Genomic DNA, 26660 nt, shown 5'->3' with positions numbered 1-26660 from the left:
GTCACGGATTTGTTTTTAAAACGGATCGTGGTACCAATGATTCATTCGCATTTAATGTCCGGAAACGGGATATATTTCTAAGCATACACCATAATAATATTGTTGCAAGCGGAAAAGCGCTGAAAACAGGTCATAAGAATGAGTTCGATGTAGCAATCTCGTTTAAGCAACACTTTTCAATCACCTTGTCTGAATCTGTTTGCCTGGTTATGGGGCTGTTGGGTATCATCTCAGGAGTAATTTACGGTACAAACATGTATTGGTTTGGAGGCCTGTTATTCGCGATTGGGATTGCCGTGTTGTTTGATGGAAAAAAGAGATTCAAAAAGAATATTCAGGAATATAAGGCATTAATTTCGGAAGTATTGGAGCTCAAAGCAGCCTAACCGTTTGGTGACAATCCTTCCTGTTTTCTACTTCCCAAAAACTTACTCGGACACAGATATTGGCGCTGCAAGCTGCGCCCTGCGGCGACTTGGCAGTATAATGCTCCCCGCTTTTTAGTATATTTGTCATTACCACAGAAACAGAAACAAGATGACAATTTTAGTAGTAGGAGCAAGCGGTGTCAATGGCTATGCCGTTACGCAGTATTTTAAAAGCCAAACAGCCTATGATGTCTTAACCCTTAGCCGTGGAGAGCTTTTTTACGAGCATGATCAGGACAAACACCTGAAAGTTGATTTACTCAAGCCCGGCTCATATGCCCATTACAGTCACTTATTGAAAGAGGTCGAATACATTTTTTATGCGGCCCTAAAACCTTCGGCTGATCCGCGCACCGAAGCGGATGAAAATGAGACGATGTTGCGTAATTGCATTCTCTTGGTTTCAAGCTTTTCGGATAAGCTGAAGCACGTGACTTTTTTACAAGGGGGTAAGGTTTATGGTGCTCACCTGGGGTTTTATAAAACGCCCGCTGTCGAAGATCAGACACGTCACTTTCCGCCCAATTTATACTTTAGCCAGGAAGATTACCTGAAAGAGCTAAGTGCCAAAACAGCTATCACCTACACGGCTTTGCGCCCTGATGTAGTTATTGGTTATTCGTTGCGTAGTGCCATGAACCTGGGAAATTTAATCGGTGTGTATGCGACCATTTGTAAAGAAACCGGGATGGACTTTATTTTCCCGGGATCGCCGCAAGCCTTCGAAGTGCTGGTGAATGTCACCGATTCGGATCTTGTTGCTTCAGCCGTTGAGTGGTCTTTTAATAGTCCGGAGGCTCAAAACCAGGCCTTTAATATTACCAATGGTGATGTATTCCGCTGGAAAGATGTGTGGCAGGAGCTGGCTGATTTCTTTGGGCTGAAAGTTGGATTTGCACAGCCTTTACCCATTCAAACCTATTTCGATGCCAATGAAGGAACCTGGCAAAGGATCGTTGAAAAGTATCACCTGAAGGATTTAAAGATCAGCGATATTGCCAAAGGTGATTTTGGCGATTTCATTTTCAATGTGAATTCCGACGCCATCTTTAATGTCAACAAAGCACGTCGAAGCGGATTTTCAGTCATGAACAGGGAAAGCGGAGGCTCGCTGGTGAAACATATGGAAAACCTGCAAAAGCTTCAGATTATTCCCACCTGGTAGATAACTACTGCGGTCCATCGTTCTTAATCGGGAAGCTGGCGGGCAAGTCAGCAGTAGTCGGATGAAATCCTCCGTCCGTTTATTTGCGTATACCTGAAATGTTATGGTAGAGAGTTGTTAACAGGTATAAATTGAAATAAAATGGACAATGTAAATTATGACACGCTTTCGCAAGCGATCAATGCGCTGACAAAAGCAGGGTATCAAGAGGATTTTTCAGCGGGCGACACAAAGCTTATCGCCCGTGTTTCGAAGAAGGAATATCGGCCTGATGAGCTTGAAATAGTCAGTTTTTACCGCTTTGACGGGATGACCGATCCTCAGGATGATGCAATCGTTTTTGCGATTGTAGCAAGCGATGGGCTAAAAGGAACCCTGGTGATGTCGTACAGTGCAAATCACGGCCAGAATGTGGAGCTAATCTCCCAAATACCCGGGGCTAAAAATTAGAATAATCGCCGGTGGTTTGCTGAACTGCAGGAATGCGCAAAAACGTTCGCAAGTTATTGAACGAAGTGATATCTTTAATGAAAAAAGCAGTCCATGGATCTGGAGAAATATTTGCCTGTCGAGATCATCAACTTTTTCCTGGTGTTGGTTTTTTCCTTGCTCATCGGGATGGGGCAGCGGCGCCATCACCTGACGCAGGATGATAACGAGCTGTTTGGTACCGACCGCACCTTCACGTTTATTGGTTTGCTGGGCTATGTGCTTTTCCTGTTTGATCCGAAAGGCCGTGTGCCGTTTTTGGTGGGCTTTGTGGTGCTGGGCTTGCTCATCGGTATTCAGTATTTTCACAAAATTAAATCGCTGAAAGATTTTGGGTTGACCACTTCTGTGTTGGCTTTGCTCACCTATTGCTTATCGATTTTGGTGTTTACCCAGCCGGTATGGTTAACCCTGTCGTTTGTGGTGGCTATCCTGCTGCTTACCGAGATGAAAAGGACCTTCCGAACGATCTCGAAGAAAGCTTCGCAGGAAGAGTTTATTACGCTGGCTAAGTTTATTGCTTTTGCCGGTATTATTTTGCCGTTGCTGCCTTCCGAGAATATTGCTGATTTCATTCCAGTTTCGCCTTACCAAATTTGGCTGGCCATTGTGGTTGTGTCGGGTGTGTCGTATGCCAGCTACCTGATCAAGAAGTTTATCTTTCCCGACTCGGGCATCCTGCTGACCGGTGTGCTTGGCGGTATTTACAGCAGTACCGCAACAACCATTATCCTGGCTCGCCGCGAACGCGAGGAGCATACCGGTGTGCAGTCGGTGTCGGCTATTATGCTGGCCAATGGTATGATGTATTTGCGGGTGCTGGTGCTGGCTTTTGTGTTTAATGCTTCGATCGGGAAGATGCTGGTGTGGCCTTTTTTACTGCAGTTTGTTGTGGCTTTCCTATTGTCGCGGATTGTATTGAAACGTTCGGGATCCAAAGGCGAAGCCAAGATGGAGATCCGCGAGACCGAGTCGAAAAACCCACTGGAGATTAAGACGGCTACGATCTTCGGGATTCTGTTTGTTGGCTTCGGGTTAATTACCCAGTTTGTGATGAAGCAATACGGCGGTAGTGGTGTTGCCGGGTTAGCTTTTGTGATCGGTGTTTTTGATGTCGATCCGTTTTTGCTTTACCTGTTGCAGCAAAACTCGGGTTTGGTGGCTATGATGATTGCTTTGGCTGTGATTAATGCCACCAACAGTAACAATATCATGAAGATGATCTACGCCCTGGGGCTGATCAGTAAGCCGTCGCGGAAGCTGTTGCTCTATAGTTTTCTGGTACTCGTCGTTTCGGGATTGATGATTTCGGCAGCTTTTTATTACATTTATCGTTAGTACAAAAATCATTCATCTTTAACCCCTGAAAAATTGTATTATGGAACGAATTATTGATGACCCCGATGAAAAAACCTGGGGCATGCTTTGCCACTTGTCCGGACTGGCCGGATGTATTATCCCTTTTGGAAATATTATAGGACCGCTGGTTGTTTACAGTCTGAAACGTCAGGAATACGATTTTGTGGACGATCAGGGGAAAGAGTCGCTAAACTTTCAGATTACGATGACCATTGCCTTTGTCGTGTCGGCTATTCTGGTCGTTATCGTGGTCGGACTGTTGCTGTTAGTTGTTGTTGGCTTGTTTGCACTTATCTTTACAGTTATTGGTGCGGTGAAGGCCGCGCAAGGCGAATTTTACCGTTATCCGCTTACGATCCGTTTCCTGAAATAAGTCGTTGTGACTTCTTTATTTTAAATACAAACCTGACGTAATTAGGACTTTCTGTGAAGATATTTTAGAATTGACTCAGGTTAAGATATTAGCATGACTGGTCTTTCTGTAACTACAGTTCTTGAAGACCAGTCATTTTTGTTTATTTTTGCAGCCTCATAAACCGATTTGTCCGCTGGTGCGGAGCATAAATTTTTAAATAAAATGGCACAGAAACCTTCGATCCCAAAAGGAACAAGAGATTTTTCACCGGTTGAAATGGCTCGCCGGAATTATATATTCGATACCGTAAAGTCGGTATTTCAGTTGTACGGTTTTCAGCCGATTGAAACTCCGGCAATGGAGAATCTTTCAACCTTAATGGGCAAGTATGGTGAAGAAGGTGATAAGCTGCTGTTTAAAATATTGAACTCGGGCGACTTTGCTTCGAAAGCCAACGAAGCCGATTTGATTGCCCGTAACAGCATTAAGCTGACGAACCAAATTTCGGAGAAGGGCTTGCGTTACGACCTGACCGTGCCTTTTGCCCGTTTTGTGGTGCAGTACCGCAATGACATTTCGTTCCCGTTTAAGCGTTATCAAATTCAGCCTGTTTGGCGTGCCGACCGCCCTCAAAAAGGTCGTTACCGCGAGTTTTACCAGTGTGATGTGGATATTGTTGGCAGCGATTCGTTGTTGAACGAATTTGAATTGGTGCAAATTATCAGCGATGTGTTTACACGTTTGCGGGTGAACACCGTCGTGAAAATCAACAACCGTAAAATTTTAGCCGGTATTGCCGAGTCGATCGGAGAGGCTGATCGGATTGTTGACATCACTGTTGCCATTGACAAGCTGGATAAAATTGGTTTGGAAAAAGTAAATGGTGAATTACTTGAAAAAGGTGTTTCGCAGGATGCGGTGGATAAACTGCAACCGATTCTGAAGCTCAGCGGAACAACCGACGAGAAGCTGGATAGCATTGAAGCGGTGATTGGAGCAACCGAGGTTGGAAAGAAAGGAATCGCGGAAGTTCGTACCTTCTTCAACTACATCAATTCGGTTCAGCTAAATACTGAAGTGGAGCTGGACTTGACTTTGGCGCGTGGCTTAAACTATTATACAGGAGCCATCTTCGAAGTGAAGGCTAAAGATGTGCAAATCGGTAGTATTTGTGGTGGTGGCCGCTACGACGACCTGACCGGTATTTTTGGTATGCCGGGTGTGTCGGGTGTTGGTGTTTCATTTGGTGCCGACCGTATTTACGATGTGATGACCCAGCTGGAGCTTTTCCCCGAAGAAGCGGTGGCTTCAACCAAAGTGCTGTTTGTAAACTTCGGTGAAAAGGAAGAAGCTTTCTGTTTACCTATTCTTCGTCAGTTGCGGGAGGCAGGTGTGAATGCCGAGATTTTCCCGGAAGCTGCGAAAATGAAAAAGCAGATGACCTGGGCCGACCGCAAAAGTATTGCCTGGGTAGCCTTGGCCGGCGAGAGCGAAATGGCAGAAGGAAAGGTAACACTGAAAAATATGAAAACAGGCGATCAGTCGCTGGTTACGCCCGCTGAAATGATTGCAAAGCTTTCTGAATAGACGATAAGTGATATCGAGATAATAAAAAAAGGCCGGAATTTCCGGCCTTTTTGCATTGGTGTATAGTGGAGTTATTTGTTTCCTTCTTCTTTCCTTTTTTCGCGGTACTCGCGAATCATTTTAAAACGAAAGTCGTTTTCGGTCGGGCCTATGAGGATTACTTTTTGAACAGGTAATACCGTCAAGAACTTGTCGTTATAGGTTTTTACAAGGTTTGCTTCTTCCAGATAAAGGTCCACAATTTCTGAATTCATTTTTGAAAAATCCTTTTCAGACAGGCTGTCATATTTTTCGCGCACCTGATTTTCCAGGTCTCTTCTTTTGTGATGGCAGTCACCTCTTTTTTGATCAAACTCGTTATAGATTGGCCAAAACTTCTGAGCTTCTTCAGGAGTTAATTGGAGCTTCTCTGTCATGTACGATACTCGTTTGGCTTTGTAAGCTTCAAAGTCCTCACGTTTATCTTTTTGTGGTGGTTGTGCGAAACTTGTGCCTGCCAATACTGCCAGGACAAGGAATATAAATAGTTTCTTCATAATGTTACTAATTATTGAGTTCGGCAAAAACTTCGTAATCGTTTAATTCGGTACTGAGGTAACTAATCAATTCATCAGACTCAGCCGGTGTTTTAATTTCACTACTATCGATATTTTGGAGCAGGGTACTGTCGTCCATGAAAGTAGTGGAGCTTATAAAAACATCTTCAAACCAACCGGAGTCATTTTCCTCTGTATATTCATTCGAACTAATTACCGGAGTAATTTTTTGTAACGGATATTTGATCAGGAGCATAATTAACAAGAAGCTGGCTGCTAAACCTAAAACAGGCTTCAGAATACGAATAATTGTCTTTTTAGTCGACTTCTGTTCGTTCGTCGCTTGTAATTGTGCTTCCAACCGATCTTCAAATGTTTCAAAGTAACCTTCCGGTACTTTAAACGGATTATCAGCTTTTGGCCCGTTGTTCTCGTTTAATATGTCGTCAAATTTTTTCATCTGCTTCTATGACATGAATTATTCAAAAAGGTTTAAAAGATGCTTTATAAAAAGAATCAACTGAGGTTCTTCAGATATTCGCTAATCTTTTTAACAGCGTGATGATACGAGGCTTTTAGAGCCCCTTCAGATGTTTCGAGAATTTTTTCCATATCCTGATATTTAATTTCGTCGTAATAGCGCATGTTAAATACGAGTCGTTGTTTTTCCGGCAAGCGGGCAATGGCTTCCTGTAATCTGAGTTGTAATTCATCGCCGTTGAAGTAGGGATCGGACTGGATGTTTTCAACCAGGTAACTTTGAAGGTCTTCATCGGTTCCTCCGATTAACTTTTTCTTCTTTTGGTTCAGAAAGGTCAACGATTCGTTGGTGGCAATTCGGTAAAGCCAGGTGTATAGTCCTGATTCAGCTCTGAATGAATGAATATTGCGCCAGACTTTGATGAAGGTATTCTGCAAAATGTCGTCGGTATCGTCATGGTCGAGTACAATTTTACGCACATGCCAATAGAGTCGCTCTTTGTAGTGACTCACCAGAATACGAAAAGCCTGTTGCTTGGTGCTTTCGTTTTTCAGCTCGCTTATGAGTTGTTGCTCATCAATCATTCAGTCGGACCTGCGTTTTAGCTAAGACTGCGTAAGTATCTGCAAGTTTAATGATATTGGTGTATTTTCTCCTGTCCTTTCGGGTTTATTCGATTCTGAATTTTAAACCTTCTTCTTTTAACTGTTGGTAAACAGCGATGTCGAAGCTGTATAGTTTGGCAGCCCGGTGCGAAACATTTTGTTGTTTTTCACCGGTATCGACGAGGAGCTTCATGTTGGCAATTTTCTTTCTGAAGTTCCGGGTATCCATTTTTTTGTCCAGAATAACTTCATAAAGCGTCTGAAATTCGGTGAGTGTAAATTTCTCGGGCAACAAGTGGAATCCAATTGGATGATAGCGCACCTCCTGGCGTAGATATTCCAGTGCCTTTTGGATAATTTCGGTATGGTCGAAAGGCAGCCAGGGGAGTTTCTCGAGCGGGAACCAATCCAGATCGTTTAGCGACACCGACTTCCGAATATTGTGGTTTGAAGGATTTATTAAGGCATAGTAACCCACTGTTAGTACCCGGTTGTTTGGCACCCGGCTGACTTTCCCGAAACAGTGAAATTGCTGCAGATAAACATCCTGCATGGCCGTGTTGGTTTCAACCAACTCGCGGGCAAAAGCATCCAAATCTTTATCAGTTGGGATATGGGCTCCCAGTACATTCCAACAGGGACTGGCCGAAAATGACGGGTGGTTCTCATAAAGGTGTTTGACTTCCTCCCACTTGTCATCTTCATTGATTCGTTTTAATACAACTTCGGGGTTTTGTTTGGAGAGCAGGACTTTAAGAGATTGATTGTCGAATCCAAAGATTACACAATCAACCGATAGCGATTTCAAGATCATATTTCGTTAGGTTTATAATGTTCGGTATTCCGAAATCCGGGGGATTTCGTTCAACCTTCGTTTCATTTAGCATTCAAGCCTTCTTCCTGAATTATCTTTCACTCTTTAAGTTATATCTTTTTGTGAAAAATGTCGGAATGTAGTTCGTACACATGCTATTTTAGTCAAAAATAGGGAAAAAGGTTTAACTTTGCACCGCAATTTTTAGAACTTAGAATAATGGCATTACAGTGTGGTATCGTAGGACTTCCCAATGTTGGTAAGTCAACCTTGTTTAATTGTTTGTCGAATGCGAAAGCTCAGTCGGCTAACTTCCCGTTTTGTACTATCGAACCGAATGTTGGGGTAATTACTGTTCCCGACGAGCGTTTGAACCAGTTAGCTGGTTTGGTGAAGCCGGAGCGTATTGTACCGACAACCGTCGAAATTGTTGATATTGCCGGTTTGGTGAGAGGCGCCAGTAAAGGTGAAGGATTGGGAAATAAGTTCCTTGGAAACATTCGGGAGACAGACGCGATTATTCATGTTCTGCGTTGTTTTGAAAATGACAACATTACCCACGTGGATACAACCATTGACCCGGTTCGTGATAAAGAAACGATCGATATTGAGCTTCAGTTGAAAGACCTGGAGACGGTTGATGCTCGCTTGTTAAAAGCTGAAAAACAAGCTAAAGCCGGTAATGATCAGGAAGCTAAACGACTGGTCAATATTTTGAAGGTGTACAAGGAAGCTTTAGAGCAAGGTAAATCGGCTCGTACTGTTGAAATTGACGACCTCGATTTGAAATTGGCCAAGGATCTTCAGCTGTTGACCAATAAACCCATTTTATATGTGTGTAATGTGGACGAAGCTGCCGTAATAGACGGGAATGGCTACGTTGAAGCTGTTCGGGAATCTGTAAAGGATGAAAATGCCGAAATTTTGGTGATTGCAGCAGCTACAGAAGCAGATATTGCCGAATTGGAAACCTATGAAGAACGCCAAATGTTTTTGGAAGATTTAGGATTGACTGAGTCGGGTGTCAATAAATTGATTAAATCGGCTTACCGGTTGTTGAAACTTGAGACTTATTTCACAGCTGGAGTTAAAGAGGTGCGTGCATGGACCTATCATCGTGGCTTTAAAGCCCCTCAGGCTGCCGGGGTAATTCACTCCGATTTTGAGAAAGGGTTTATTCGTGCCGAGGTGATCAAATTCAACGATTTTATTACGCTGGGATCTGAGCAAGCCTGTAAAGAAGCCGGTAAAATGTCGGTGGAAGGAAAGGATTATGTCGTTCACGATGGCGATATTATGCACTTCCGCTTTAATGTGTAGAAGCTGACAAATTACAATATTTAAAAGCAGTTTAGTTTTAAACTGCTTTTTTTATGCTTTTTTTTCTCGGAAATCGAATTTCTTTTTGAATTGTCTATTTCTCTCTTTTTTTTGACGAACCCCTGGTGAAAATTAGGGTATACCTGATAAAAAGTAGTTTATTTTGGAATGTGCCGGGTATGCAGGGGGGTGTTTTTTATAAAGTTTAATTTCATTTTGAAATGTAAATATCTGATGTTTGGGTTATTTTGTTAGGCATGTTCTTTTTTAGATGGAAAAGTGTCAGGTGAAGTTTTGTATGTAAGTCAAAAAGCTTATTTTTGACGATCGAAATTTTTAGACTTAAGTAACACGAATAATTTTTGGCATTATGTGTGGAATTGTAGGCGTATTTGATTTAAAGATTGATGCTCAGGAACTGAGAACACAAGTTTTACAACAATCAAAAAAAATTAGACACCGCGGACCGGACTGGTCAGGTATTTATTGCGGTGATAAAGCAATTATTGCTCACGAACGTTTGTCTATCGTTGACCCGGAGTCTGGTGGTCAGCCGTTATACAGTAAAGATAAAAAACTGGTTCTTGGGGTTAATGGTGAGATTTATAATCACCGTGAAATCCGGGAGAGAACAAAAGATAAGTACGAGTACCAAACAGGTTCTGACTGTGAAGTTATTCTGGCTCTTTATAAAGAAAAGGGCGTTGACTTTCTGGATGATTTGAATGGTATCTTCGGATTCGTTTTATACGATGTAGAGAAAGATTTGTACCTCGTAGGTCGTGACCATATTGGTATTATTCCATTGTATATGGGATGGGATGCTCACGGACAGTTTTATGTAGCTTCGGAGTTGAAAGCTCTGGAAGGTTACTGTACCAAAATTCAGGAATTCCCACCTGCCCATTATATGCTAAGCACCGAGGGTGAAGTAAAACGTTGGTGGAATCGTGACTGGATGGACTACGAGAATGTAAAAGACAATACAACAAGTGTTGATGAATTACGTCAGGCTATGGAAGATGCTGTACAGCGTCAATTAATGTCGGATGTACCTTACGGTGTATTACTTTCCGGTGGTTTGGATTCATCAATAACTTCAGCTTTAGCGAAAAAATTCAGTTCGTCACCACTTGAGGGTAGCGGTAAAGAACAAGCCTGGTGGCCTCAGCTGCACTCGTTTGTTATCGGCTTGGAAGGTTCTCCTGACCTAGCTGCTGCGCGTAAGGTGGCAGATCATATCGGAACAATTCACCACGAAATTCATTATACAATTCAAGAAGGTCTGGATGCTATTCGCGACGTAATTTACCACATCGAAACTTACGATGTGACTACGATTCGTGCGTCCACCCCGATGTACTTGCTGGCCCGGGTTATTAAATCGATGGGTATTAAAATGGTATTGACAGGCGAGGGTGCTGATGAGATTTTCGGCGGATACCTGTATTTCCACAAAGCACCGAATGCTGAGGAATTCCATAATGAAACATTGCGTAAAATCAGCAAGTTGAACCTTTACGACTGTTTGCGTGCCAACAAATCGTTAGCAGCCTGGGGTGTTGAAGGTCGTGTGCCATTCCTGGATAAAGAATTTATGGATGTTGCCATGCGCCTGAACCCGGTTGATAAAATGGCCGGAAAAGGAAAGATCGAGAAATATGTTGTTCGTAAAGCATTCGAGAATGTATTGCCGGAGAGCGTAGCATGGCGTCAAAAAGAGCAGTTCTCTGATGGTGTAGGTTACGGTTGGATCGATACACTGAAGCAAATTGCTGTCGATAAGGTTTCGGATGATATGATGAAAAATGCCCACTTCCGTTTCCCGGTAAATACACCAAGATCGAAAGAGGAGTATCTGTATCGTTCAATCTTTGCTGAGCACTTCCCTTCAGATCAGGCTGCAGCATGTGTTCCTTCGGTACCTTCTATCGCTTGTAGTACGGCTGAAGCTTTAGCCTGGGATGCTTCATTCCAAAATAATGCCGATCCATCAGGACGTGCAGTACGTGGAGTACACGAACATGACCTGGAGGATTAAGAACCAAGCTTGTTTTGATTCAATAAAATATACCGACTGTTTTGTCAGTCAATCATTTTGCCAAAAATGAGTGTGAAACCAGTATCTTTTGATGCTGGTTTTTTCTTTTTAAGCTTTTCTGCCAAATCGTAAAATCAGGTGGTAAAGCAGATAGCCGGTTGCTGCACTAAATAAAGCCCAGCAGAAAATGCCATCGCCGATCCATTCAAGAGATTGGGAAAGGGGATTGTTCTCATCAGTTGGCATGCCTGCGGTTGCGAATTGATCCAGCCTGGCATCCGAAACGCCGAAGATTGTATGCCCAACCCGGATAAACGGTAAGAGCAAAATAAGTTGCAACGGAGCAACCAGGTAGTTTACAGCCAATGTGATGTAATAATTGAGCTTAAGCAGGTATGCTGCGAGCAAGCAGAGAATCGTCGTTATGCCAACGATCGGAAAAATTCCCAGGTAAAATCCTGTTAATACGGAAAGTGTTGTTTGAACCGGGGTCGTTGAGCTGAGAACCTGCTGCTTCAAGGAGTTGAACAGGTAAGCAAATTTCCTAAAATACAGTTGAAGGATAGGCATCGCTAATTTTTAGTCATTCAAACTTACCGGGAAGTGATTACATTCCCGTTGATATTTCATTAAAATCCTGCGGTTTTAGATACGAAAAAAGGCCGCTGGTGCTGCGGCCTTTTAATCATGAGTAACAAAAGAAGTTAATTGCATTCTTCTGTATTGCCATCGCTGACAATATTTTACTAAAAATAATGTGCTCTTTAATTGCGTAAAGATAACGATTAACCGTTGTTTTTCTTTATAAAGTGCTGTTTTTTGTGGGCTTTCGTTATTCTTCTATAGCCTGTTGTTTGGCGTGGGTAAACCTACCAATCAATTTCAACTTTGATCCCGTCCGGCGAGTTGTCGAAACTCAGATAATAGGTCCGACTGTTTTCATCCCATTCGGCTTTCATTACTTGCGTTGCTTCCCCTTTCGCATTCGACAGCTTCAGGCTTTTGGGCTTAACAGGTAGCAGTATGCGCATTGCATTCGTTGTGTTTGCCGGGCTCTTGGCAGTAAATGAATACTGATTGTTGCTTACTACTTCGTCGTAGATACGCGCTGCAGCAGCTACTACCTGCGGCTTTCTCGGGTTTTCAACCCGGTTTAAGTTGTACAGAAAAGCCTGGGTGCCGGCCGGAACTTCTTTCTTAGCCAGAACCGGTAGTGTTGGATCGAATAAGTCAATAACAGGGCCGTTGATCGTGAAGGGTTCGGTTTCGGTACTTTCATTCATAACCGATGCAATGTCGAATGGTCCGCGCTGAAGGTAGAAGTGATTTTTAATCTGAAGCGGTTGGCCATATGCCTCTTCCACCACTTGCATGTATTTTTTATCGCCATTGGCTTGCATGACGAACGTTTTTGGATCTGTTTTCATGACCCAAACATGTCCTTTGCCAACCTTAAAATCAGCTTGTTTGCCGGTAGGTGTAATACCCAATAGCTTGAATAGCTGGTCGGCCGGCTTTGCGAACTTTTCATCGCCGGTATTCCACCATTCCATAACCTGTTGATAAGGATCGTCATCGGAGCTGCAGTAAATTAATTTACCTCCGTTTTTCACCCATGCAGCCAATTGTTCGTGGTACTTTTCTTCGAGTGGTTTCATATTCGAGTAGCTCAAGACAAGCACCTGGATGTCCTTCAATGTTTCTTCGTATCCCAGGTTTTCCATATGAACAATTTGCACCGGCACTCCACGTTTGACCAGCGGCATTACCTGTCCGTAAAAGTTGGAGAAGAGCGGATCGCTGTAGTTATTATGGGTTGGGAATTTCTGAAACATCAACGAGTTGGCCATTAATACGCCAATGCCATGTGAACCATCAACTTTGTTGTCTGATTTTGGCATTTGGTTGAGGCTGTTAATCATTACCTGCATTTGTGTTGAGTAGAAGCGTGGAATCAGGCTTGCGCTATCACTGTTTGTTAGCTTGTAAGGGCGGGTATAAATGCGCTCGGGCCAAGGCATCACTTCGTAGTTGTTGATGGTTGGATAAAGTATTTTCGCGGTAAATGTAGCCTCGTAATTCTTTTTGTAGTCGGCCCAGTCACGAACGCCGTCTTCGATGGGGTCGGTGAGCAGAAATACTTTGCGATGGGTAGGCTCCGTCATCGACACCATACATCCGTATTCCAGGAAGGCATTTTCAAATACCCGTTCAGCTTTTACGCCATTGTAATAGTTGGGCGTTCGGGAGGTTCCGGTCCATACCTGGGCAATGTAGCCGTCGATGCTTGGAAGTGATGCAAGGCTTGCCTCGGGACTAACGATTTCCCAGCATGAATAGTTGATCAGCGAATGCGTTGGAATAAAGACTTTCACATCGAGCCCTTTACTTTTGCCATATTCCTTGGCATAGGTGGAAACTTCATCAATCGCATGATAGAACAGATGATATTTCAGCTTATTCGAAAGGTAGGTGTTTTCAGTCGATTCATCTTGTGGCCGCCAAGGGAAGCCATAGTACTTTTGCCAGGCTTTTTTGAAGTGACTGCTGTAACCGGCTCTCGACCAAAACTCGGGTTCTTCCAGATAAATGGTGCTGATTCCTGCATCGATTACCTTTTTAATGATGGCTGATTTCATATAGGCAATGAAGGTAGAATCGGGAACAACATAAGGGCTTTCCGGGCCATGCATAATCTGGCTGCCATCCATTTGAACCTGGGCAATATCTTCATGATTTTTGCCATCCCATTTTCCACCGTAAAAATCGGTATAATCGCCCCAGGCCATTCCCGTCATAAACTGGGTTTTGTAGCCTCGTTTTTTCCACGAATTTAGCCGTTGCTCAAAGGTCATGTCTTTGTGGTCGTTTGCCCCGTACACAATGGCAATGTCCGACTGAACATCAATCTCGGGCATCCAGTAAGTGCTGGTTTGGAAGGCTGTTTTTTCCGGATTTTGCTGCTTGCTTACCGGTGGAGGCGTTTTGCAGTTGGTGCATAAAAATGCTAAAGCCATGCTTGAGGCTACTAAAAATTGAAATCTCATGGTTAATGTGGTATAGGTTAAAAAATAAACAAAGCCGGTTCGATCTAGCCTGGAATGCATTGATCCTGTTCGTGCTGCCTTGCCATGCAGCCTGAATAAATTGGTTTGGCTTGGAGGTGCTTAAAAGTAGCAATAATTGTGTCGTACTACGAAGAAAGAAGACATTTTGCTCCGGATTTAAAGTAATGTTCGAATTAGTGCTATTTTCATCCGAAATAGCGGGGAGTTATTAAATCGCTTGCGAAACTTTGTACATTTGACTCGATTTTAAATCACAATCATAAACCTGAATTCATCCTATGAATTACTTTGGAGAAATAGCGGCTCTCCTGACCGCAGTTTTCTGGACTGTAACCAGTTTGGCATTCGAGTCAGCCGGGAAGAAAGTCGGTTCACTTTCGGTAAACCTGATTCGCCTGGTTCTCGCCTTTTTCATTTATGCGGTTTATACGCAAATTGACCGGGGCATGTGGTTTCCTTTCGATGCCGGACTGGAACGCTGGTTGTGGTTGTCGCTGTCGGGTTTGATTGGGTTTGTGATTGGCGACTTACTCTTATTTCAGGCTTTTATTGTTGTCGGGGCTCGCGTTTCGATGCTTATTATGGCCATGACTCCGCCATTTACGGCTTTCATCTCCTATTTCGTACTCGACGAAGTTTTGTCGCCAATGAACTGGGTGGGAATGGTTGTTACCCTCACCGGAATTTCGATGGTAATTCTCAAACGGGATAATTCGGTCTTGGAAGGAGAGGAGAAAATCCGCAAGCGGCTAACTTCCGCCTACCCGGTCTATGGAATTTTGTTGGCCTTGGGTGGAGCCCTTGGGCAAGCCAGTGGTTTGGTGCTCAGTAAAAAGGGTATGGGCGATTACGATGCCTTTGCCGCTTCTCAAATACGGGTACTCACCGGATTAATCGGCTTTGCCATTTTGGTGGCTGTCTTAAAACGCTTTGGGCGGGTGTGGAATGCCGCTAAAGATCTTTCTGCGATGAAGCGGATCGGTTTGGGCTCCTTTTTCGGGCCGTTTCTCGGTGTTGCCTTTTCGCTGCTTAGTATTCAGCATACTAAAGCGGGGATTGCCGCAACGATTATGGCTATTGTTCCGGTATTGATTATTCCGCCTGCGATCCTGATCCTGAAAGAAAAAGTGAACATGAAAGAAGTCATTGGTGCTGTAATTACAGTTGGCGGCGTGGCTATTTTCTTTCTGTAGGCAGAAATCTTTCGGTTCCGCTTCCTTATTTTCCAGCATTGCTTAATTATATTGAAGCTTCTCTTAATTATCTTCCAGTTCCCCTTAATTGGTAAACAGTTCTACTTATTTATCTTCCAGTTTCTCTTATTTATATTGAAGCTCCTCTTATATTTCTTCCAGTTCTCCTTATTTATATTGAAGCTCTTCTTAATTTTATTCCAGATCTACTTATAAAGTATTAAGAAAAGCTTATAGATCTTTAAGCAAAGCTTATAAAAAAATAAGTATCGCTTATAAATCTTTAAGTAAAGCTAATAAACTATTGACGAAAGCTGGAAAAACGGAGAACCAGCATTAAAGTCAGGTCGGTAACAAAGGATCCGATCTTTTGAAGAGATTGGATCCTTATTTCCCAATGAATCACCAACAGGGATGAAAGCTGAAGATTTCCCAAACATCCGGTTAGCATCGTTATCACGGGGTATCCGGTTATCTTAAAAACAACTTTACATCCTGGCGTTATGGTGTTCAGTGACTTTCACCGAAAAAGAAAAGCCGCAAATTGCGGCTCTCTGTTGTTATTTTAAGGTCGATTTTAGCAGGAAGTAACCACCGATGCCGGCTACAATGGAGCCCATCAGGATCCCAATTTTGGAAGCATCAATAAATGCCTGATTGTCGAAAGCCAGGTTCGTGATGAAAAGCGACATGGTAAAGCCAACACCTCCTAATAAGCCGGTTATAATTAGCTGCCTGAAGGTGGTGTTTTCCGGTAAGCTGGCTAGTTTAAGTTTGATGGTCAGGAAGGATAACAGGCTGATGCCAATTACGTTTCCAAGGATAAGGCTTGTTGCAATGATGAATGAAAGATCCAGGTTGGCAAAGCTTTCCGCATCAATTTTTACACCGGCATTGGCAAAGGCAAAAATGGGCATAATCACGAATGCCACCCAGCCGTGCAGCTTATTCTCCAGGTGTTGCAATGGCGACTGAACCTGGTCGGTCAGCTCATCCATTTGGTCAACGGCACCCATCTGGTCGTGTGTCAGGGTATATTTTGAATGAAGCTTGCTGCTCATGCCTTTAAATTCGGCCAAAGCCTCCTGCATCTTATCCTGGAAGTGTGTGATTTTTATATTTTTTCGAATAGGAATAGCAAATGCTACCAATACCCCAGCCAGCGTTGCATGGATTCCTGATTTCAGGAAAAGAACCCAGATGATAATACTGATCAGGAAATAAAAATACTTGTTGTATAGTCCGTAGTAGGTTAAGGCCAGCAGGAACAGGAAAAGCCCGATTGCACTTAGAATGAGCATTAACTGGATCGATGAGCTGTAAAAAATGGCAATAACAAGAATTGCTCCCAGGTCGTCGACAATAGCAAAGGCAGTTAGAAATATTTTCAAGGAATAAGGAACTTTCTTGCCCAGTAGTTTCATAATTCCCAGGGTAAAAGCGATATCGGTTGCCATGGGGATTGCCCATCCCTGGTGTGTTTCGGAACTGTTGTTCAGGGTCAGGTAAATGATTACGGGAACGATCATTCCACCGATTGCTGCAAAGACAGGGAGGCTGGCTTTACGGAAACTGGATAATTCACCGATCAGGACTTCGCGCTTAATCTCCAGGCCAATTACAAAAAAGAAAATGGCCATTAGTCCGTCGTTAATCCAGAGTATGAGCGATTTGGAAAGGATGAAGCTTCCGATGCCAAAGGTTAGTTTTTGATGGAGTAAGGTGAAATATTCATCGTAAAATCCCAGGTTTACCAGTACCAGGGTAAGCAGTGTTACACCCAGCAATAAGATACTCGAAGAACTTTCTTGTTTAAAAAACCGATCGAACGGATCGGTAATGAATTTCATTGGAGACATAATAGGATAATGGTTTAATGTCCTTTGTTTCCGGACAATTGTTCTGTTTTTTGTTTGTTTTCTGATCTTAAAAATACAAAATAAGACTTCGGCTTTGAACTTGAAAGAACCGAAATCCGATTTAATGATTAGCTAACAATGTATTGCATCGAAAAGTTGAATGCAAGAGGAGAGTTATGGGTATTTTGAGCCTTGGGGCTTTTGTGTTGAGGAGTACTAGTCCGGATTATTTGAGGTAATTAAGTCGGCAATTTGTGCCTGGCTGGCAGCGATCACATCTTGCGGGGCTAATTTTAGTTGTAAGCCTCTTTTCCCACCGCTAATGTAGATTTTATCAAACTGAAGGCAGCTTTCGTGGATGAAAACCGGGAAATGTTTTTTCATACCGATTGGAGTGCATCCTCCGCGGATATAGCCGGTTATAGGAAGTAATTCTTTCATGGCGATCATTTCCGCTTTTTTATTTCCCGATACTTTAGCAGCCCGTTTCAGATCGACCTCCTCGTCTCCCGGAATTACGCATACAAAGATGCCATTATTGGTTCCCCGAAGAACCAGGGTTTTAAAGATTTGCTGAATGTTCTGTCCCAGCTTCGAGGCCAGTGTTGTTGCACTTAAATCCGATTCGTCAACTTCATAGGCCAATAGTTCGTAGTTGATTTTTTGTTTGTCGAGTAAGCGCGAGGCATTTGTCTTTGCCGGTGTTTTCATGCGATCTGTAATTTGGCCTGTAAAGTTAGTAAAAGAGGATAAAGCCAGCAGGGGGTAGTAATAAGTAAAGGTTATTTGTTTAGGTATAATCATTCCGGATTAACAGTTTCGAGGGTTTAAATTTTGTAGTTCGTTGATTTTTCACTCCCTTTGTGTCCGAATATTGGCAGGCTTGAATTTTCATCTTGGATTGTCTGCTTTATTTGATTAAATTTAGACCATAATTGGAGATGAGTTCTGCATTGATGCTGAGTTTCTTCCGTAAGTAGTGCTGGCTGCTCTTTTCGAATCCAATTTAGAATAATAACACCGGGTTTAGGAAAACCAGATGATCAAACTCATCTGAAGATCGGTTTTTAATCAGCCCTTTGCACGATAAAGGCAATTCGCTTGTTACATCCTTCCTGTTTGAGGTCCTGACCCGACCAAAAAGATAAATTTTATATATGGGTAGATCACAAGAATCATTTCAAAAAAAAGAAGTAAGAAACAAAAAAGAGAAAAAACGCAAAGAAAAGGAAGCAAAGCGTTTAGCACGCAAGGACAGCGACAAGCCCAATAGTTTGGACGATATGATCGCTTATGTCGACGAGAATGGTATGATTACAGATACTCCGCCGGATCCGGATAAGAAGACTGAAGTTAATGTTGAGGATATTGTCATAGGAGTGCCGAAAGAGGCGGATCTGGGGCCGGAAGATTTAATTCGCAAGGGAACTGTAACGTTCTTTAATCAAACAAAGGGATTTGGTTTTATCCGTGACGGACAAAGCGGTGAGAGTTTGTTTGTTCACGTCAATAATATTACAGAGCCAATTACTGAGGGTAATTCTGTTTCGTATGAAATGGAACGCGGACCTAAAGGAATGATGGCTGTGAATGTAAAAGTTAACCGCTAGCATTTGTTACCAGTTAATATGCGATAAATTCAAGCAGGGCAGAAGCTCTGCTTTTTTTATTTTGTGAAGTTGATTTCTGATCGATTGGTTATTTGTTTTTGTCTACTTCCAGCGATTCAAACTGCAAGGCTACTTTCTCTAAACTTTCAACCGATCCCACTACGGTTACCACATCTCCTTTGCGTAAGCGGGTATAACCATGGGTAATGATAATGGAACCATTGCGCTTCACCGAGAGAATGAGTACATCTACCGGCAAGCGGAGATTGCGAAGAGCAACACCAAATAAACTTTCGTCTTCAACAGTAACATCGAGTGTATCTTTATCCGGCTCCATACCCATTAACAAGGAGGTAGCCAATGGTGATCGAACAAAGTGCTGAAGAAGATTCACAAAGGCAGTTGATGGATCGATGACTAAGGCGCCCAACTCATAAAAGCTTTTGAGGTTCTTCCGATCCGACAAGCGAACAATGACCACTTTTTTGCCAATATGCTCATAAATCCACTCGGTAATCCGGTAATTCCCCCGGTCGGAATGCAAGAGTACAAAAGTGTCGAAACGCTTTAAATTTAAGCTTTCCAAGGTTTCCGCTTTCAGTCCGTCAATGTGGTATATTTTTACGCCGGGTATTTCATCGGTCTTGTTTGCCGGCTTTCGGGTGGCAATCGAAACGGTCCAGTTGTTTTTTAGTAGTTCGTTGGATAGGGCAACCGATTGATTTTCGTATCCAAAAATCAGTACCCGGTGTGAATGGTCGTAATGATCCCGGGCCAGGTTCCTGTTTTCGCCCACCCGTTTGATGGCCCACTTGAACAAGGGAGGCCCTACAAGTTGATTGATGATGATCACCGCGATGATAATTGTGGCCAACTCATTACCCCATTTCGGGAAGCTGGTGGCTACCACTATTACCAAAGCCAAACTAACTCCAGCCTGGGTAACATAGGGCATCCAGCCAATACGTTTGAATATTTTCGGATCGCCGGCTATGGTCCCTCCGAGCCAGGCCCCTCCAATCATTCCAATCAAACGGATGGCAAAAAACAGTAAGGCAATCTTCCAGGTATCAGCTAAAATATCGAGCGACATCATGGCTCCGGCAAGGGTGAAGAATGCGGCATAAATAGCGGGGCCAACCTTTTCAACTGCTGCCTGAAATTCAATTCGCAGGGCAGTGTAGTTTACGATGACAAAGCTAATTGTTATGCAGACCAGCAAAGGCTCGATGTGTATTTCGAATGGCAAATAAATTTCACTTAAGTGAAGAATGAAATGAGAGAGCGGGTAAATCAAATAGCCGAAACTAAGAAGGACTGCAATTTTGATGTATTGGTGTAGTTTGAAGGAAAAGATAAACCCGATAACCTTTGATAAAAGGACGCCCAGGAAGAATGTTGCCGTAAGTTCAACAAATAACTCAATCAGCAGAAAATAGTTTAGCTCGATTCCTTTTACCAGGTTGTCGGCAATCGATAAACAAATAGCAAACAAGAGGATGACCAGTACATCTTTAATAACGGTTACACTGATTGCTGTTTTTGTAAACCGTCCTTTTGCCCGCATTTCATTAATAATCGCAATGGCCGAGGAGGGCGAACGTGCAACAAATATGGTTCCCGTTAAAAGGGCAATAGCCAGGATGTTATTATGTGATAGGTTTGACAGGAACGGAATTAACGGAGCAAGGAACAGAATGGCCAGCACACCCACGGCAAAGGTAATTACGAACTGTCCCAGGGTATTCCAGAAAATGCTCTTCAGGCTACTGCGGATTTCTTTAATGTACAGCTCTACGCCTGCAGCAAAAGCAATGTAAGAGAGCGAAAATTCATTGACAATTTGAAGATTCAGAATCGATTCGTCGGATACTAATTCCAGGAAAAACGGCCCGGCAATAACTCCCGAGATCAGGAAGCCGGTAATAAGGGGCAACCTTATCTTTTGGAAATACTTTGCTACATGAAAACTCCCGATTACAATCCAGAGGAAGGCCAGAAGGAAAAAGAGAAAATGTTCGAACTGCAGCATCTTATTCTTTTTTCTAAGATACCTTTTACAATGTAAAAAAGCAAAAGTGGTTTTTGGGGGATGTTATGCCATCCGTTTAGCTTGTCAGGCGATGACTTGTTCTGCTTTTAAGAAGCGAATGTTTTTCATCCTTGACCAGGCTAATCGGTTACGTTGTTTGTATAACCACAAGGAGCCCAAATCGAGCAGGAAATAAAAAAGGCTGATGCCACTGGGCGGATTGGCGCTTTTAAAAAACGGGATAACACCCCATGCTGTATGTGGCCAGCTCCAGCATTGGTAGCTTGTTCCGATAATTTCGAGATATGCCACAACCAGATACATGCTTAAATAGAACAGGCGTTCACGGTGTCTTTTTCGAAGAACATAAAGGACAGCCATCGACATGACAAATCCAAAAATGTCGCCAGCTAAAATGAGGAAGAGGGAGGAGTAAAGTATAATGAAAAGCGTTAGCAGCTTCTCTATTTTTCGGCGTTGAGCTTTAATAATGGGCTTTTTACAGAAATTCATGGTCGCAATCAGAACCACGGCATGACCGGGAGGGACGTAATGAGGAACATTTCCTAAGCGGTAATGGTACATTCCGAGTCCCAGAGACAGGAAGTATTCACCTAGAAATCCGATGATAACAGCATAGACCATTTGCTCTCTCAACCTTGATCCGGACTTGTAAAAAAGAACGCCAAAACCAATGAGCATCACCAGCGTAGCTAAGTCCTGCTTTGGGAAATAGAAATCAACCATAAAACGGCTATCAAGAAACAAACCGAAAAGGATAAATAGAAATAAATAGCCCAAGGTTGTAAAGGATGCTGAGAAAAGTTGCGTAGCCGTTGCTTTTTTCATGCTGTAAATATAAGAGGCTATGTTTATTTTGAGAAAGTTGAAGAGCCGTAAAACGCATTTATTGTTGGTGTGTTAACTCATGAGATCAAGGATGAACTGAGGCTTTTCCGTTAAATCGATGAGTGGAAGGGAAAGGTAGTTTCGGAAATGTCCTAAAAATTGTTTTATTGTGTGGTATTGACAAAATGAAAAACAGAAGTGATGAAGAAACTAATTTTCGTGGGGCTATTGTTGTTTGCATTAATAGCACGGGGGCAGGGTGTGAAAAATTATTTAAACGAATCGGATGCTGATTTTGAGCAGCGTATGCAATGGTTTACAGATGCTAAATTCGGTATGTTTATTCATTTTGGATTGTATTCCGAATTAGGAGGTGTTTGGAAAGGAGATACTGTTAAGGGATATTCTGAGTGGATTCAGGGGACCTTGAAGATTCCTTCATCCGAGTATTCGAAACTGATAAAAACATTCAATCCGAAAGATTTTGATGCTGATTTTATTGTGAAAACAGCCAAAGAGGCAGGCATGAAATACATCGTGATAACTTCCAAACATCACGAAGGCTTTTGCTTGTGGGATAGTGATTATACGGACTATGATGTGGCATCCACTCCCTTCAACAGAGATATTCTGGCAGAGTTAAGTGCTGCATGCAAAAAGTACGGAATTCGTTTCGGGACTTACTATAGCATTATTGATTGGCATCATCCAACGCAACTTCACCTTTATGAGAAAGATGTTCCGGCTCCTCAGGATTCAACCTGGAGAGATGAGTATGTTACTTATTTGAAAAACCAGGTTCGTGAGTTGGTTGAAAAGTATGACACGGATATTTTGTGGTTTGACGGCGATTGGGTAGACTGGTGGAACAATGAGCTGGGAATTGATCTTTACAATTATATTCGATCGTTGAAACCTTCTATTATCATTAACAACCGGGTAGCTAAAAGAGCAATCTTTAAAAAGGATTTTGGTACTCCGGAGCAGGAGCATTTAGCTAATGCTGTTAATTACAAATGGGAGGCATGTTATACGATGAACGATTCGTGGGGCTACAAGAAGGGTGACAACCATTGGAAATCGGCCGAAGAGATTGTTGAAAAGTTGCACGATATTAATTCAAAAGGCGGGAATCTCCTGTTGAATGTCGGGCCGGATGGTTTAGGAAGGATACCGGAGCCGAGCGTTGCGATTTTGAAAAAGGTTGGAGAACTTTTAAGAGAAGGGAAATAACCGAATAAAATAAAAGCCGCCTCCAAATGGAGCGGCTTTCACTTTTATCATGTAGGAAATACTTATTTCTTCGCAATGTAGTCAGCGATCCAGTCACCAACTTCAGAGGTGCTGTACGACTTGCCTTCTGCGATATCGGTTGTAACAATACCTTCCGCCATTGAAGCATCAACAGCTTCGCGGATCAGTTTTCCTTCTTCCATCAGGTCGAAGGCATATTCGAACATCATGGCAGCCGACAGGATTGTTGCAATCGGGTTCGCGATGTTTTTACCGGCAGCTTGTGGGTAAGAACCGTGGATCGGCTCGAATACCGAAGTGTGGATCCCCATTGAAGCAGAAGGCAACAGACCCAAAGAACCGGTAATTACACTGGCTTCGTCAGTCAGGATATCACCAAACATGTTTTCAGTAACCATTACGTCGAAGTTTTTCGGCCACTGGATGATTTGCATAGCAGCGTTATCAACAAACATGTACTCTGTTTTGATGTCCGGGTAGTTGGGAGCCATTTCCTGAGCAACTTCGCGCCACAGGCGTGAGCTTTCCAATACGTTTGCTTTGTCAACAACAGTCAGTTTCTTATTCCGTTTTCCTGCAAATTCGTAAGCCAGTTTCAGAATACGTTCTACTTCCTCACGCGTGTAAACACAGTGGTCGTAAGCTGTATTTCCGTTGTCAGCACGTCCTTTATCACCAAAGTAAATACCACCGGTTAATTCGCGGATGGCAACAAAGTTGGCACCTTCAACCAACTCGCGGCGAAGTGGTGATTTGTGCAATAATGATTCGAATGTTTCAACCGGGCGGATGTTGGCATACAAGCCTAACTTTTTGCGCATGGCCAATAAGCCTTGCTCCGGACGGACCGGTGCTTTAGGGTTGTTGTCGAATTTTGGGTCTCCGATAGCACCGAAAAGAACGGCATCAGCTTTCATACAAACATCGTGCGTTGCTTCCGGGTAAGGATCACCTACCTGGTCGATAGCAGTAGCACCTGTTAAGGCAAATTCATATTCTAATTCATGATTGAATTTTTCAGCGATCGCTTTCACTGATTTCATCGCCTGATCAACAATCTCAGGACCGATTCCGTCTCCTGGGAGAACAGCTAATTTTAACTTCATCTTATAATCGTTTCAAAATATATTTAATGTACTAGTCAACTTTTTCGTTATACGTATGCTCAATCAGGTTCAGCATGCGGATGGTTGCTTTGATAGCGGCGGCCGTTTGGTCGGGAGCAAGAGCCCGTGTTTTAAATTCGCGATCTAATTCCCAAATAATGACTGTTTCGACCAAAGCGTCGGTGTTTCCTCCCGGTGGGATGGTTACAGAGTAGTCGAGCAATGTCGGGAATGGTTTCTTCAGTTTGGCGTAGATGCTTTTAACGGCTTTCATAAAAGCATCGTATAAACCATCACCTGATGAAGAGGCTTCGTACGACTTCTCGTTTATTTTGATGCTGACTGTTGCGGAAGGGCGTAGGCCCATCGCATGTGTCAAAGCATAATTGTTGATCGTGATGCGTTGTTCAACACTCTCCTGAAGAACGTCGGCCACAATGTAAGGAAGATCTTCGGCTGTTACCGTTTCTTTGTGGTCGGCTAATTCAATAACCCGGTCGGTTACAATCTTCAAAGCCTCGGGTGTTAACTCGATACCTAAATCTTCCAGGTTGGCTTTAATGTTGGCCTTACCAGAGGTTTTGCCCAATGCATAGCTGCGGGTACGCCCAAAACGCTCGGGAAGAAGATCGTTGAAGTAGAGTTTGTTTTTGTTGTCGCCATCGGCATGTACGCCGCTGCATTGGGTGAAGACAAACTCGCCAATCAGTGGTTTGTTGGTCGGAATGCGAATGCCGGAGAAACTTTCTACAACTTTCGAAATCCGGTTCAACATGGTTTCGTTCACCTTTGTTTGCATGCCCATATGGTCTTTCACGGTTGCAATAACACTTGAAAGAGGAGCATTACCGGCACGTTCACCCAGCCCGTTAACGGTTGTGTGAATACAGTTAATTCCGGCTTTCAGGGCATAAAAAACATTGGCAATAGCCAGGTCGTAGTCGTTGTGAGCGTGGAAATCGAATTGTACATCCGGATAAGCATCAATCATTTCTTTGCAATAGCCGAACGTCTCTTCCGGATCCAGAATACCTAAGGTGTCCGGCAGCATAATTCGTTGCACGTTCATCTTTTTCAGGTTTGAAATCATGAAATGAACGTAATCTTTCGAGCTACGCATGCCATTTGACCAGTCCTCCAGGTAAACATTGACTGTAATACCTAATTCGGAAGCGTAATTAATTGAATTTTGAATGTCTGTAATATGTTGTTCCGGCGTTTTGCGTAGTTGGTGTGTTACATGGTTTAGCGACCCTTTACACAGCAGGTTCAATACTTTACCGCCGGCACGGTCTATCCAATCCAGTGAAGTTTTACCATCAACAAAACCGAGTATCTCAACCCGACCAAGATGGCCTTTTTCGGCAGCCCATTCCATAATGCGTTGTGCCGCCTTGAATTCTCCTTCCGAAACCCGGGCTGAAGCAATTTCAATCCGGTCGACTTTCACATCCTCTAATAAAACTTTGGCTACGCTGAGCTTCTCGGTATCGGTAAACGATACGCCCGAGGTCTGCTCACCATCACGCAAAGTTGTGTCCATGATTTGCAGGGTGCGTTCGGCAAATGCGCCTGATTTTACCGTCATGTTTTATTATTCTCCTTTAAGCCTTCTGTAAATAATTTCTTCAAAACAGCTGCCGGGCAGCTGCGTCTGTCAAAAAGAAAAGCAGAGATTGCTGCAACGGTTACAGTGGAATCTCTGCTTTTGTTGCATTATTTTTCAAATGCAGCGATCTTGTCTTTTAAGCCGACGAGATAGTCGATATCATCAAGCCCGTTTTGCAGGCAGTGCTTTTTATAAGCATTGATGTCGAATGACTCTGATTCACCAGTTGCTTTGATTGTAAACGTTTGGCTTGGCAGGTCAACTTCAAACTCAGCATTTGGATTTGCATCGATTGCTGTAAAGATTTTCTCTAAGAATGCAGGACTAACCTGAACCGGAAGCAATCCGTTATTCAACGAGTTTCCTTTGAAGATGTCAGCAAAGAAGCTTGAGACAACCACGCGGAAACCATAGTCGTAGACAGCCCATGCTGCGTGTTCGCGGCTCGATCCGCTACCAAAGTTTTTACCGCCAACCAGGATTTTACCGGTGTATTTCGGGTTATTCAATGCAAAGTCGGCAACAGGTTGGTTGCTCTTGTCGTAACGCCAGTCACGAAATAAGTTATCGCCGAATCCTTTACGCTCAACAGCTTTCAGGAAGCGAGCTGGGATAATCTGGTCTGTATCCACGTTTTCAATCGGCAGTGGAACAGCCGGAGATACTATTTTTGAAAATTTATCGTATGCCATTTTTTTAGAATGTTAGAATTTTAGACTATTAGATTTTTAGAAAATGAAATCCTTAAAACTCTAATCTTATAAAAACTCTCTCGGGTCTGTGATAACACCTGTTACCGCAGCGGCTGCAGCTGTCAGCGGGCTGGCCAGCAATGTGCGTGCACCTGGTCCCTGACGACCTTCGAAGTTACGGTTCGAAGTAGAGACAGCGTATTTGCCT

At 43.1% G+C, this 26660-nt stretch carries 25 protein-coding genes; 11 read left to right on the top strand and 14 right to left on the bottom strand.

What is annotated here, in order from left to right:
* The 6 genes from AC37HE_RS15130 to hisS form a co-directional block, all read left to right on the top strand.
* A partial coding sequence (locus AC37HE_RS15130) for a hypothetical protein (protein ID WP_500783693.1) occupies window positions 1–386 on the top strand: 386 nt, incomplete at its 5' end.
* Between the two features lie 151 nt (window positions 387–537).
* The gene (locus AC37HE_RS15125; protein WP_500783692.1) at window positions 538–1593 is read left to right on the top strand and encodes an SDR family oxidoreductase; all 1056 of its coding nucleotides are present in this window, start codon (window positions 538–540) and stop codon (window positions 1591–1593) included.
* A gap of 141 nt (window positions 1594–1734) precedes the next feature.
* A complete protein-coding gene (locus AC37HE_RS15120; RefSeq protein WP_500783691.1) occupies window positions 1735–2043 on the top strand; it encodes a phosphoribosylpyrophosphate synthetase in 309 nt (102 codons plus the stop codon).
* Window positions 2044–2136: 93 nt separating this feature from the next.
* Window positions 2137–3420: an MgtC/SapB family protein gene (locus AC37HE_RS15115; RefSeq protein WP_500783690.1), complete on the top strand. Its 1284-nt coding sequence runs from the start codon at window positions 2137–2139 to the stop codon at window positions 3418–3420.
* A gap of 40 nt (window positions 3421–3460) precedes the next feature.
* Entirely contained in the window at window positions 3461–3814 is a 354-nt protein-coding gene (locus AC37HE_RS15110) for a DUF4870 domain-containing protein (RefSeq protein WP_500783689.1), read from the top strand.
* A 204-nt stretch (window positions 3815–4018) separates the two neighbouring features.
* Window positions 4019–5383 carry a histidine--tRNA ligase gene (hisS, locus tag AC37HE_RS15105; protein WP_500783688.1) on the top strand — a complete coding sequence of 455 codons (1365 nt, stop codon included), beginning with the start codon at window positions 4019–4021 and terminating at the stop codon, window positions 5381–5383.
* 71 nt (window positions 5384–5454) lie between these two features.
* Here the strand turns inward: hisS and AC37HE_RS15100 are convergent, their stop codons facing one another.
* From AC37HE_RS15100 to AC37HE_RS15085, 4 genes are all read right to left on the bottom strand, one after another.
* Window positions 5455–5919, bottom strand: coding sequence for a hypothetical protein (locus AC37HE_RS15100; protein WP_500783687.1), 465 nt, complete (start codon window positions 5917–5919; stop codon window positions 5455–5457).
* 7 nt (window positions 5920–5926) lie between these two features.
* A complete protein-coding gene (locus AC37HE_RS15095) occupies window positions 5927–6379 on the bottom strand; it encodes a hypothetical protein (RefSeq protein ID WP_500783686.1) in 453 nt (150 codons plus the stop codon).
* Window positions 6380–6435: 56 nt separating this feature from the next.
* The gene (locus AC37HE_RS15090) at window positions 6436–6984 is read right to left on the bottom strand and encodes an RNA polymerase sigma factor (protein ID WP_500783685.1); all 549 of its coding nucleotides are present in this window, start codon (window positions 6982–6984) and stop codon (window positions 6436–6438) included.
* An 85-nt stretch (window positions 6985–7069) separates the two neighbouring features.
* A complete protein-coding gene (locus AC37HE_RS15085) occupies window positions 7070–7819 on the bottom strand; it encodes an NUDIX hydrolase (protein ID WP_500783684.1) in 750 nt (249 codons plus the stop codon).
* Window positions 7820–8038: 219 nt separating this feature from the next.
* On the opposite strand from AC37HE_RS15085, the gene ychF reads away from it, so the two are divergent.
* Window positions 8039–9139, top strand: a complete 1101-nt coding sequence (gene ychF, locus AC37HE_RS15080) for a redox-regulated ATPase YchF (protein ID WP_500783683.1) — start codon at window positions 8039–8041, stop codon at window positions 9137–9139.
* 370 nt (window positions 9140–9509) lie between these two features.
* Window positions 9510–11180: an asparagine synthase B gene (asnB, locus tag AC37HE_RS15075; RefSeq protein ID WP_500783682.1), complete on the top strand. Its 1671-nt coding sequence runs from the start codon at window positions 9510–9512 to the stop codon at window positions 11178–11180.
* 108 nt (window positions 11181–11288) lie between these two features.
* On the opposite strand, the gene AC37HE_RS15070 is transcribed toward asnB, so the two are convergent.
* Both AC37HE_RS15070 and AC37HE_RS15065 read right to left on the bottom strand, forming a co-directional pair.
* Window positions 11289–11750, bottom strand: a complete 462-nt coding sequence (locus AC37HE_RS15070; protein WP_500783681.1) for a DUF2062 domain-containing protein — start codon at window positions 11748–11750, stop codon at window positions 11289–11291.
* Window positions 11751–12049: 299 nt separating this feature from the next.
* Window positions 12050–14227 carry a hypothetical protein gene (locus tag AC37HE_RS15065; protein ID WP_500783680.1) on the bottom strand — a complete coding sequence of 726 codons (2178 nt, stop codon included), beginning with the start codon at window positions 14225–14227 and terminating at the stop codon, window positions 12050–12052.
* A gap of 299 nt (window positions 14228–14526) precedes the next feature.
* Here AC37HE_RS15065 and AC37HE_RS15060 point away from each other — a divergent pair, with 299 nt between their 5' ends.
* Window positions 14527–15441, top strand: a complete 915-nt coding sequence (locus AC37HE_RS15060) for a DMT family transporter (protein WP_500783679.1) — start codon at window positions 14527–14529, stop codon at window positions 15439–15441.
* Window positions 15442–16001: 560 nt separating this feature from the next.
* On the opposite strand, the gene nhaA is transcribed toward AC37HE_RS15060, so the two are convergent.
* On the bottom strand, window positions 16002–17300 hold the full coding sequence (gene nhaA, locus AC37HE_RS15055) for a Na+/H+ antiporter NhaA (RefSeq protein ID WP_500783678.1): 1299 nt from the start codon (window positions 17298–17300) through the stop codon (window positions 16002–16004).
* Between the two features lie 216 nt (window positions 17301–17516).
* Window positions 17517–18011 (bottom strand): Cys-tRNA(Pro) deacylase, encoded by a 495-nt coding sequence (ybaK, locus tag AC37HE_RS15050; RefSeq protein WP_500783677.1) that lies wholly within the window; start codon window positions 18009–18011, stop codon window positions 17517–17519.
* Window positions 18012–18457: 446 nt separating this feature from the next.
* On the opposite strand from ybaK, the gene AC37HE_RS15045 reads away from it, so the two are divergent.
* Window positions 18458–18910, top strand: a complete 453-nt coding sequence (locus AC37HE_RS15045; protein WP_500783676.1) for a cold-shock protein — start codon at window positions 18458–18460, stop codon at window positions 18908–18910.
* An 88-nt stretch (window positions 18911–18998) separates the two neighbouring features.
* Here the strand turns inward: AC37HE_RS15045 and AC37HE_RS15040 are convergent, their stop codons facing one another.
* Window positions 18999–20942, bottom strand: a complete 1944-nt coding sequence (locus AC37HE_RS15040) for a cation:proton antiporter domain-containing protein (RefSeq protein WP_500783675.1) — start codon at window positions 20940–20942, stop codon at window positions 18999–19001.
* Between the two features lie 84 nt (window positions 20943–21026).
* The gene (locus AC37HE_RS15035) at window positions 21027–21791 is read right to left on the bottom strand and encodes a hypothetical protein (protein WP_500783674.1); all 765 of its coding nucleotides are present in this window, start codon (window positions 21789–21791) and stop codon (window positions 21027–21029) included.
* A 201-nt stretch (window positions 21792–21992) separates the two neighbouring features.
* Here AC37HE_RS15035 and AC37HE_RS15030 point away from each other — a divergent pair, with 201 nt between their 5' ends.
* Window positions 21993–23024 (top strand): alpha-L-fucosidase, encoded by a 1032-nt coding sequence (locus AC37HE_RS15030; protein ID WP_500783673.1) that lies wholly within the window; start codon window positions 21993–21995, stop codon window positions 23022–23024.
* A 62-nt stretch (window positions 23025–23086) separates the two neighbouring features.
* Here the strand turns inward: AC37HE_RS15030 and leuB are convergent, their stop codons facing one another.
* From leuB to AC37HE_RS15010, 4 genes are all read right to left on the bottom strand, one after another.
* Window positions 23087–24151, bottom strand: a complete 1065-nt coding sequence (gene leuB, locus AC37HE_RS15025) for a 3-isopropylmalate dehydrogenase (protein WP_500783672.1) — start codon at window positions 24149–24151, stop codon at window positions 23087–23089.
* Between the two features lie 31 nt (window positions 24152–24182).
* Window positions 24183–25739 carry a hydroxymethylglutaryl-CoA lyase-like TIM-barrel protein gene (locus AC37HE_RS15020; protein WP_500783671.1) on the bottom strand — a complete coding sequence of 519 codons (1557 nt, stop codon included), beginning with the start codon at window positions 25737–25739 and terminating at the stop codon, window positions 24183–24185.
* Window positions 25740–25867: 128 nt separating this feature from the next.
* Window positions 25868–26452, bottom strand: coding sequence for a 3-isopropylmalate dehydratase small subunit (leuD, locus tag AC37HE_RS15015; protein WP_500783670.1), 585 nt, complete (start codon window positions 26450–26452; stop codon window positions 25868–25870).
* Window positions 26453–26518: 66 nt separating this feature from the next.
* The coding region (locus AC37HE_RS15010; RefSeq protein ID WP_500783694.1) for an aconitase family protein at window positions 26519–26660 on the bottom strand (142 nt) is incomplete at its 5' end.

Source organism: Mangrovibacterium sp., assembly GCF_059905295.1.
Note: the sequence above shows the minus strand (reverse complement) of the source record. Positions and strands in the feature narration are given on the sequence as shown.

Excerpts from the sequence above, each read along its gene's own strand:
- AC37HE_RS15125 (WP_500783692.1), top strand. The coding sequence starts at position 538 with ATGACAATTTTAGTAGTAGGAGCAAGCGGTGTCAATGGCTATGCCGTT.
- AC37HE_RS15120 (WP_500783691.1), top strand. The coding sequence starts at position 1,735 with ATGGACAATGTAAATTATGACACGCTTTCGCAAGCGATCAATGCGCTG.
- AC37HE_RS15115 (WP_500783690.1), top strand. The coding sequence starts at position 2,137 with ATGGATCTGGAGAAATATTTGCCTGTCGAGATCATCAACTTTTTCCTG.
- AC37HE_RS15110 (WP_500783689.1), top strand. The coding sequence starts at position 3,461 with ATGGAACGAATTATTGATGACCCCGATGAAAAAACCTGGGGCATGCTT.
- hisS (WP_500783688.1), top strand. The coding sequence starts at position 4,019 with ATGGCACAGAAACCTTCGATCCCAAAAGGAACAAGAGATTTTTCACCG.
- AC37HE_RS15100 (WP_500783687.1), bottom strand. The coding sequence starts at position 5,919 with ATGAAGAAACTATTTATATTCCTTGTCCTGGCAGTATTGGCAGGCACA.
- AC37HE_RS15095 (WP_500783686.1), bottom strand. The coding sequence starts at position 6,379 with ATGAAAAAATTTGACGACATATTAAACGAGAACAACGGGCCAAAAGCT.
- AC37HE_RS15090 (WP_500783685.1), bottom strand. The coding sequence starts at position 6,984 with ATGATTGATGAGCAACAACTCATAAGCGAGCTGAAAAACGAAAGCACC.
- AC37HE_RS15085 (WP_500783684.1), bottom strand. The coding sequence starts at position 7,819 with ATGATCTTGAAATCGCTATCGGTTGATTGTGTAATCTTTGGATTCGAC.
- ychF (WP_500783683.1), top strand. The coding sequence starts at position 8,039 with ATGGCATTACAGTGTGGTATCGTAGGACTTCCCAATGTTGGTAAGTCA.
- asnB (WP_500783682.1), top strand. The coding sequence starts at position 9,510 with ATGTGTGGAATTGTAGGCGTATTTGATTTAAAGATTGATGCTCAGGAA.
- AC37HE_RS15070 (WP_500783681.1), bottom strand. The coding sequence starts at position 11,750 with ATGCCTATCCTTCAACTGTATTTTAGGAAATTTGCTTACCTGTTCAAC.
- AC37HE_RS15065 (WP_500783680.1), bottom strand. The coding sequence starts at position 14,227 with ATGAGATTTCAATTTTTAGTAGCCTCAAGCATGGCTTTAGCATTTTTA.
- AC37HE_RS15060 (WP_500783679.1), top strand. The coding sequence starts at position 14,527 with ATGAATTACTTTGGAGAAATAGCGGCTCTCCTGACCGCAGTTTTCTGG.
- nhaA (WP_500783678.1), bottom strand. The coding sequence starts at position 17,300 with ATGTCTCCAATGAAATTCATTACCGATCCGTTCGATCGGTTTTTTAAA.
- ybaK (WP_500783677.1), bottom strand. The coding sequence starts at position 18,011 with ATGAAAACACCGGCAAAGACAAATGCCTCGCGCTTACTCGACAAACAA.
- AC37HE_RS15045 (WP_500783676.1), top strand. The coding sequence starts at position 18,458 with ATGGGTAGATCACAAGAATCATTTCAAAAAAAAGAAGTAAGAAACAAA.
- AC37HE_RS15040 (WP_500783675.1), bottom strand. The coding sequence starts at position 20,942 with ATGCTGCAGTTCGAACATTTTCTCTTTTTCCTTCTGGCCTTCCTCTGG.
- AC37HE_RS15035 (WP_500783674.1), bottom strand. The coding sequence starts at position 21,791 with ATGAAAAAAGCAACGGCTACGCAACTTTTCTCAGCATCCTTTACAACC.
- AC37HE_RS15030 (WP_500783673.1), top strand. The coding sequence starts at position 21,993 with ATGAAGAAACTAATTTTCGTGGGGCTATTGTTGTTTGCATTAATAGCA.
- leuB (WP_500783672.1), bottom strand. The coding sequence starts at position 24,151 with ATGAAGTTAAAATTAGCTGTTCTCCCAGGAGACGGAATCGGTCCTGAG.
- AC37HE_RS15020 (WP_500783671.1), bottom strand. The coding sequence starts at position 25,739 with ATGACGGTAAAATCAGGCGCATTTGCCGAACGCACCCTGCAAATCATG.
- leuD (WP_500783670.1), bottom strand. The coding sequence starts at position 26,452 with ATGGCATACGATAAATTTTCAAAAATAGTATCTCCGGCTGTTCCACTG.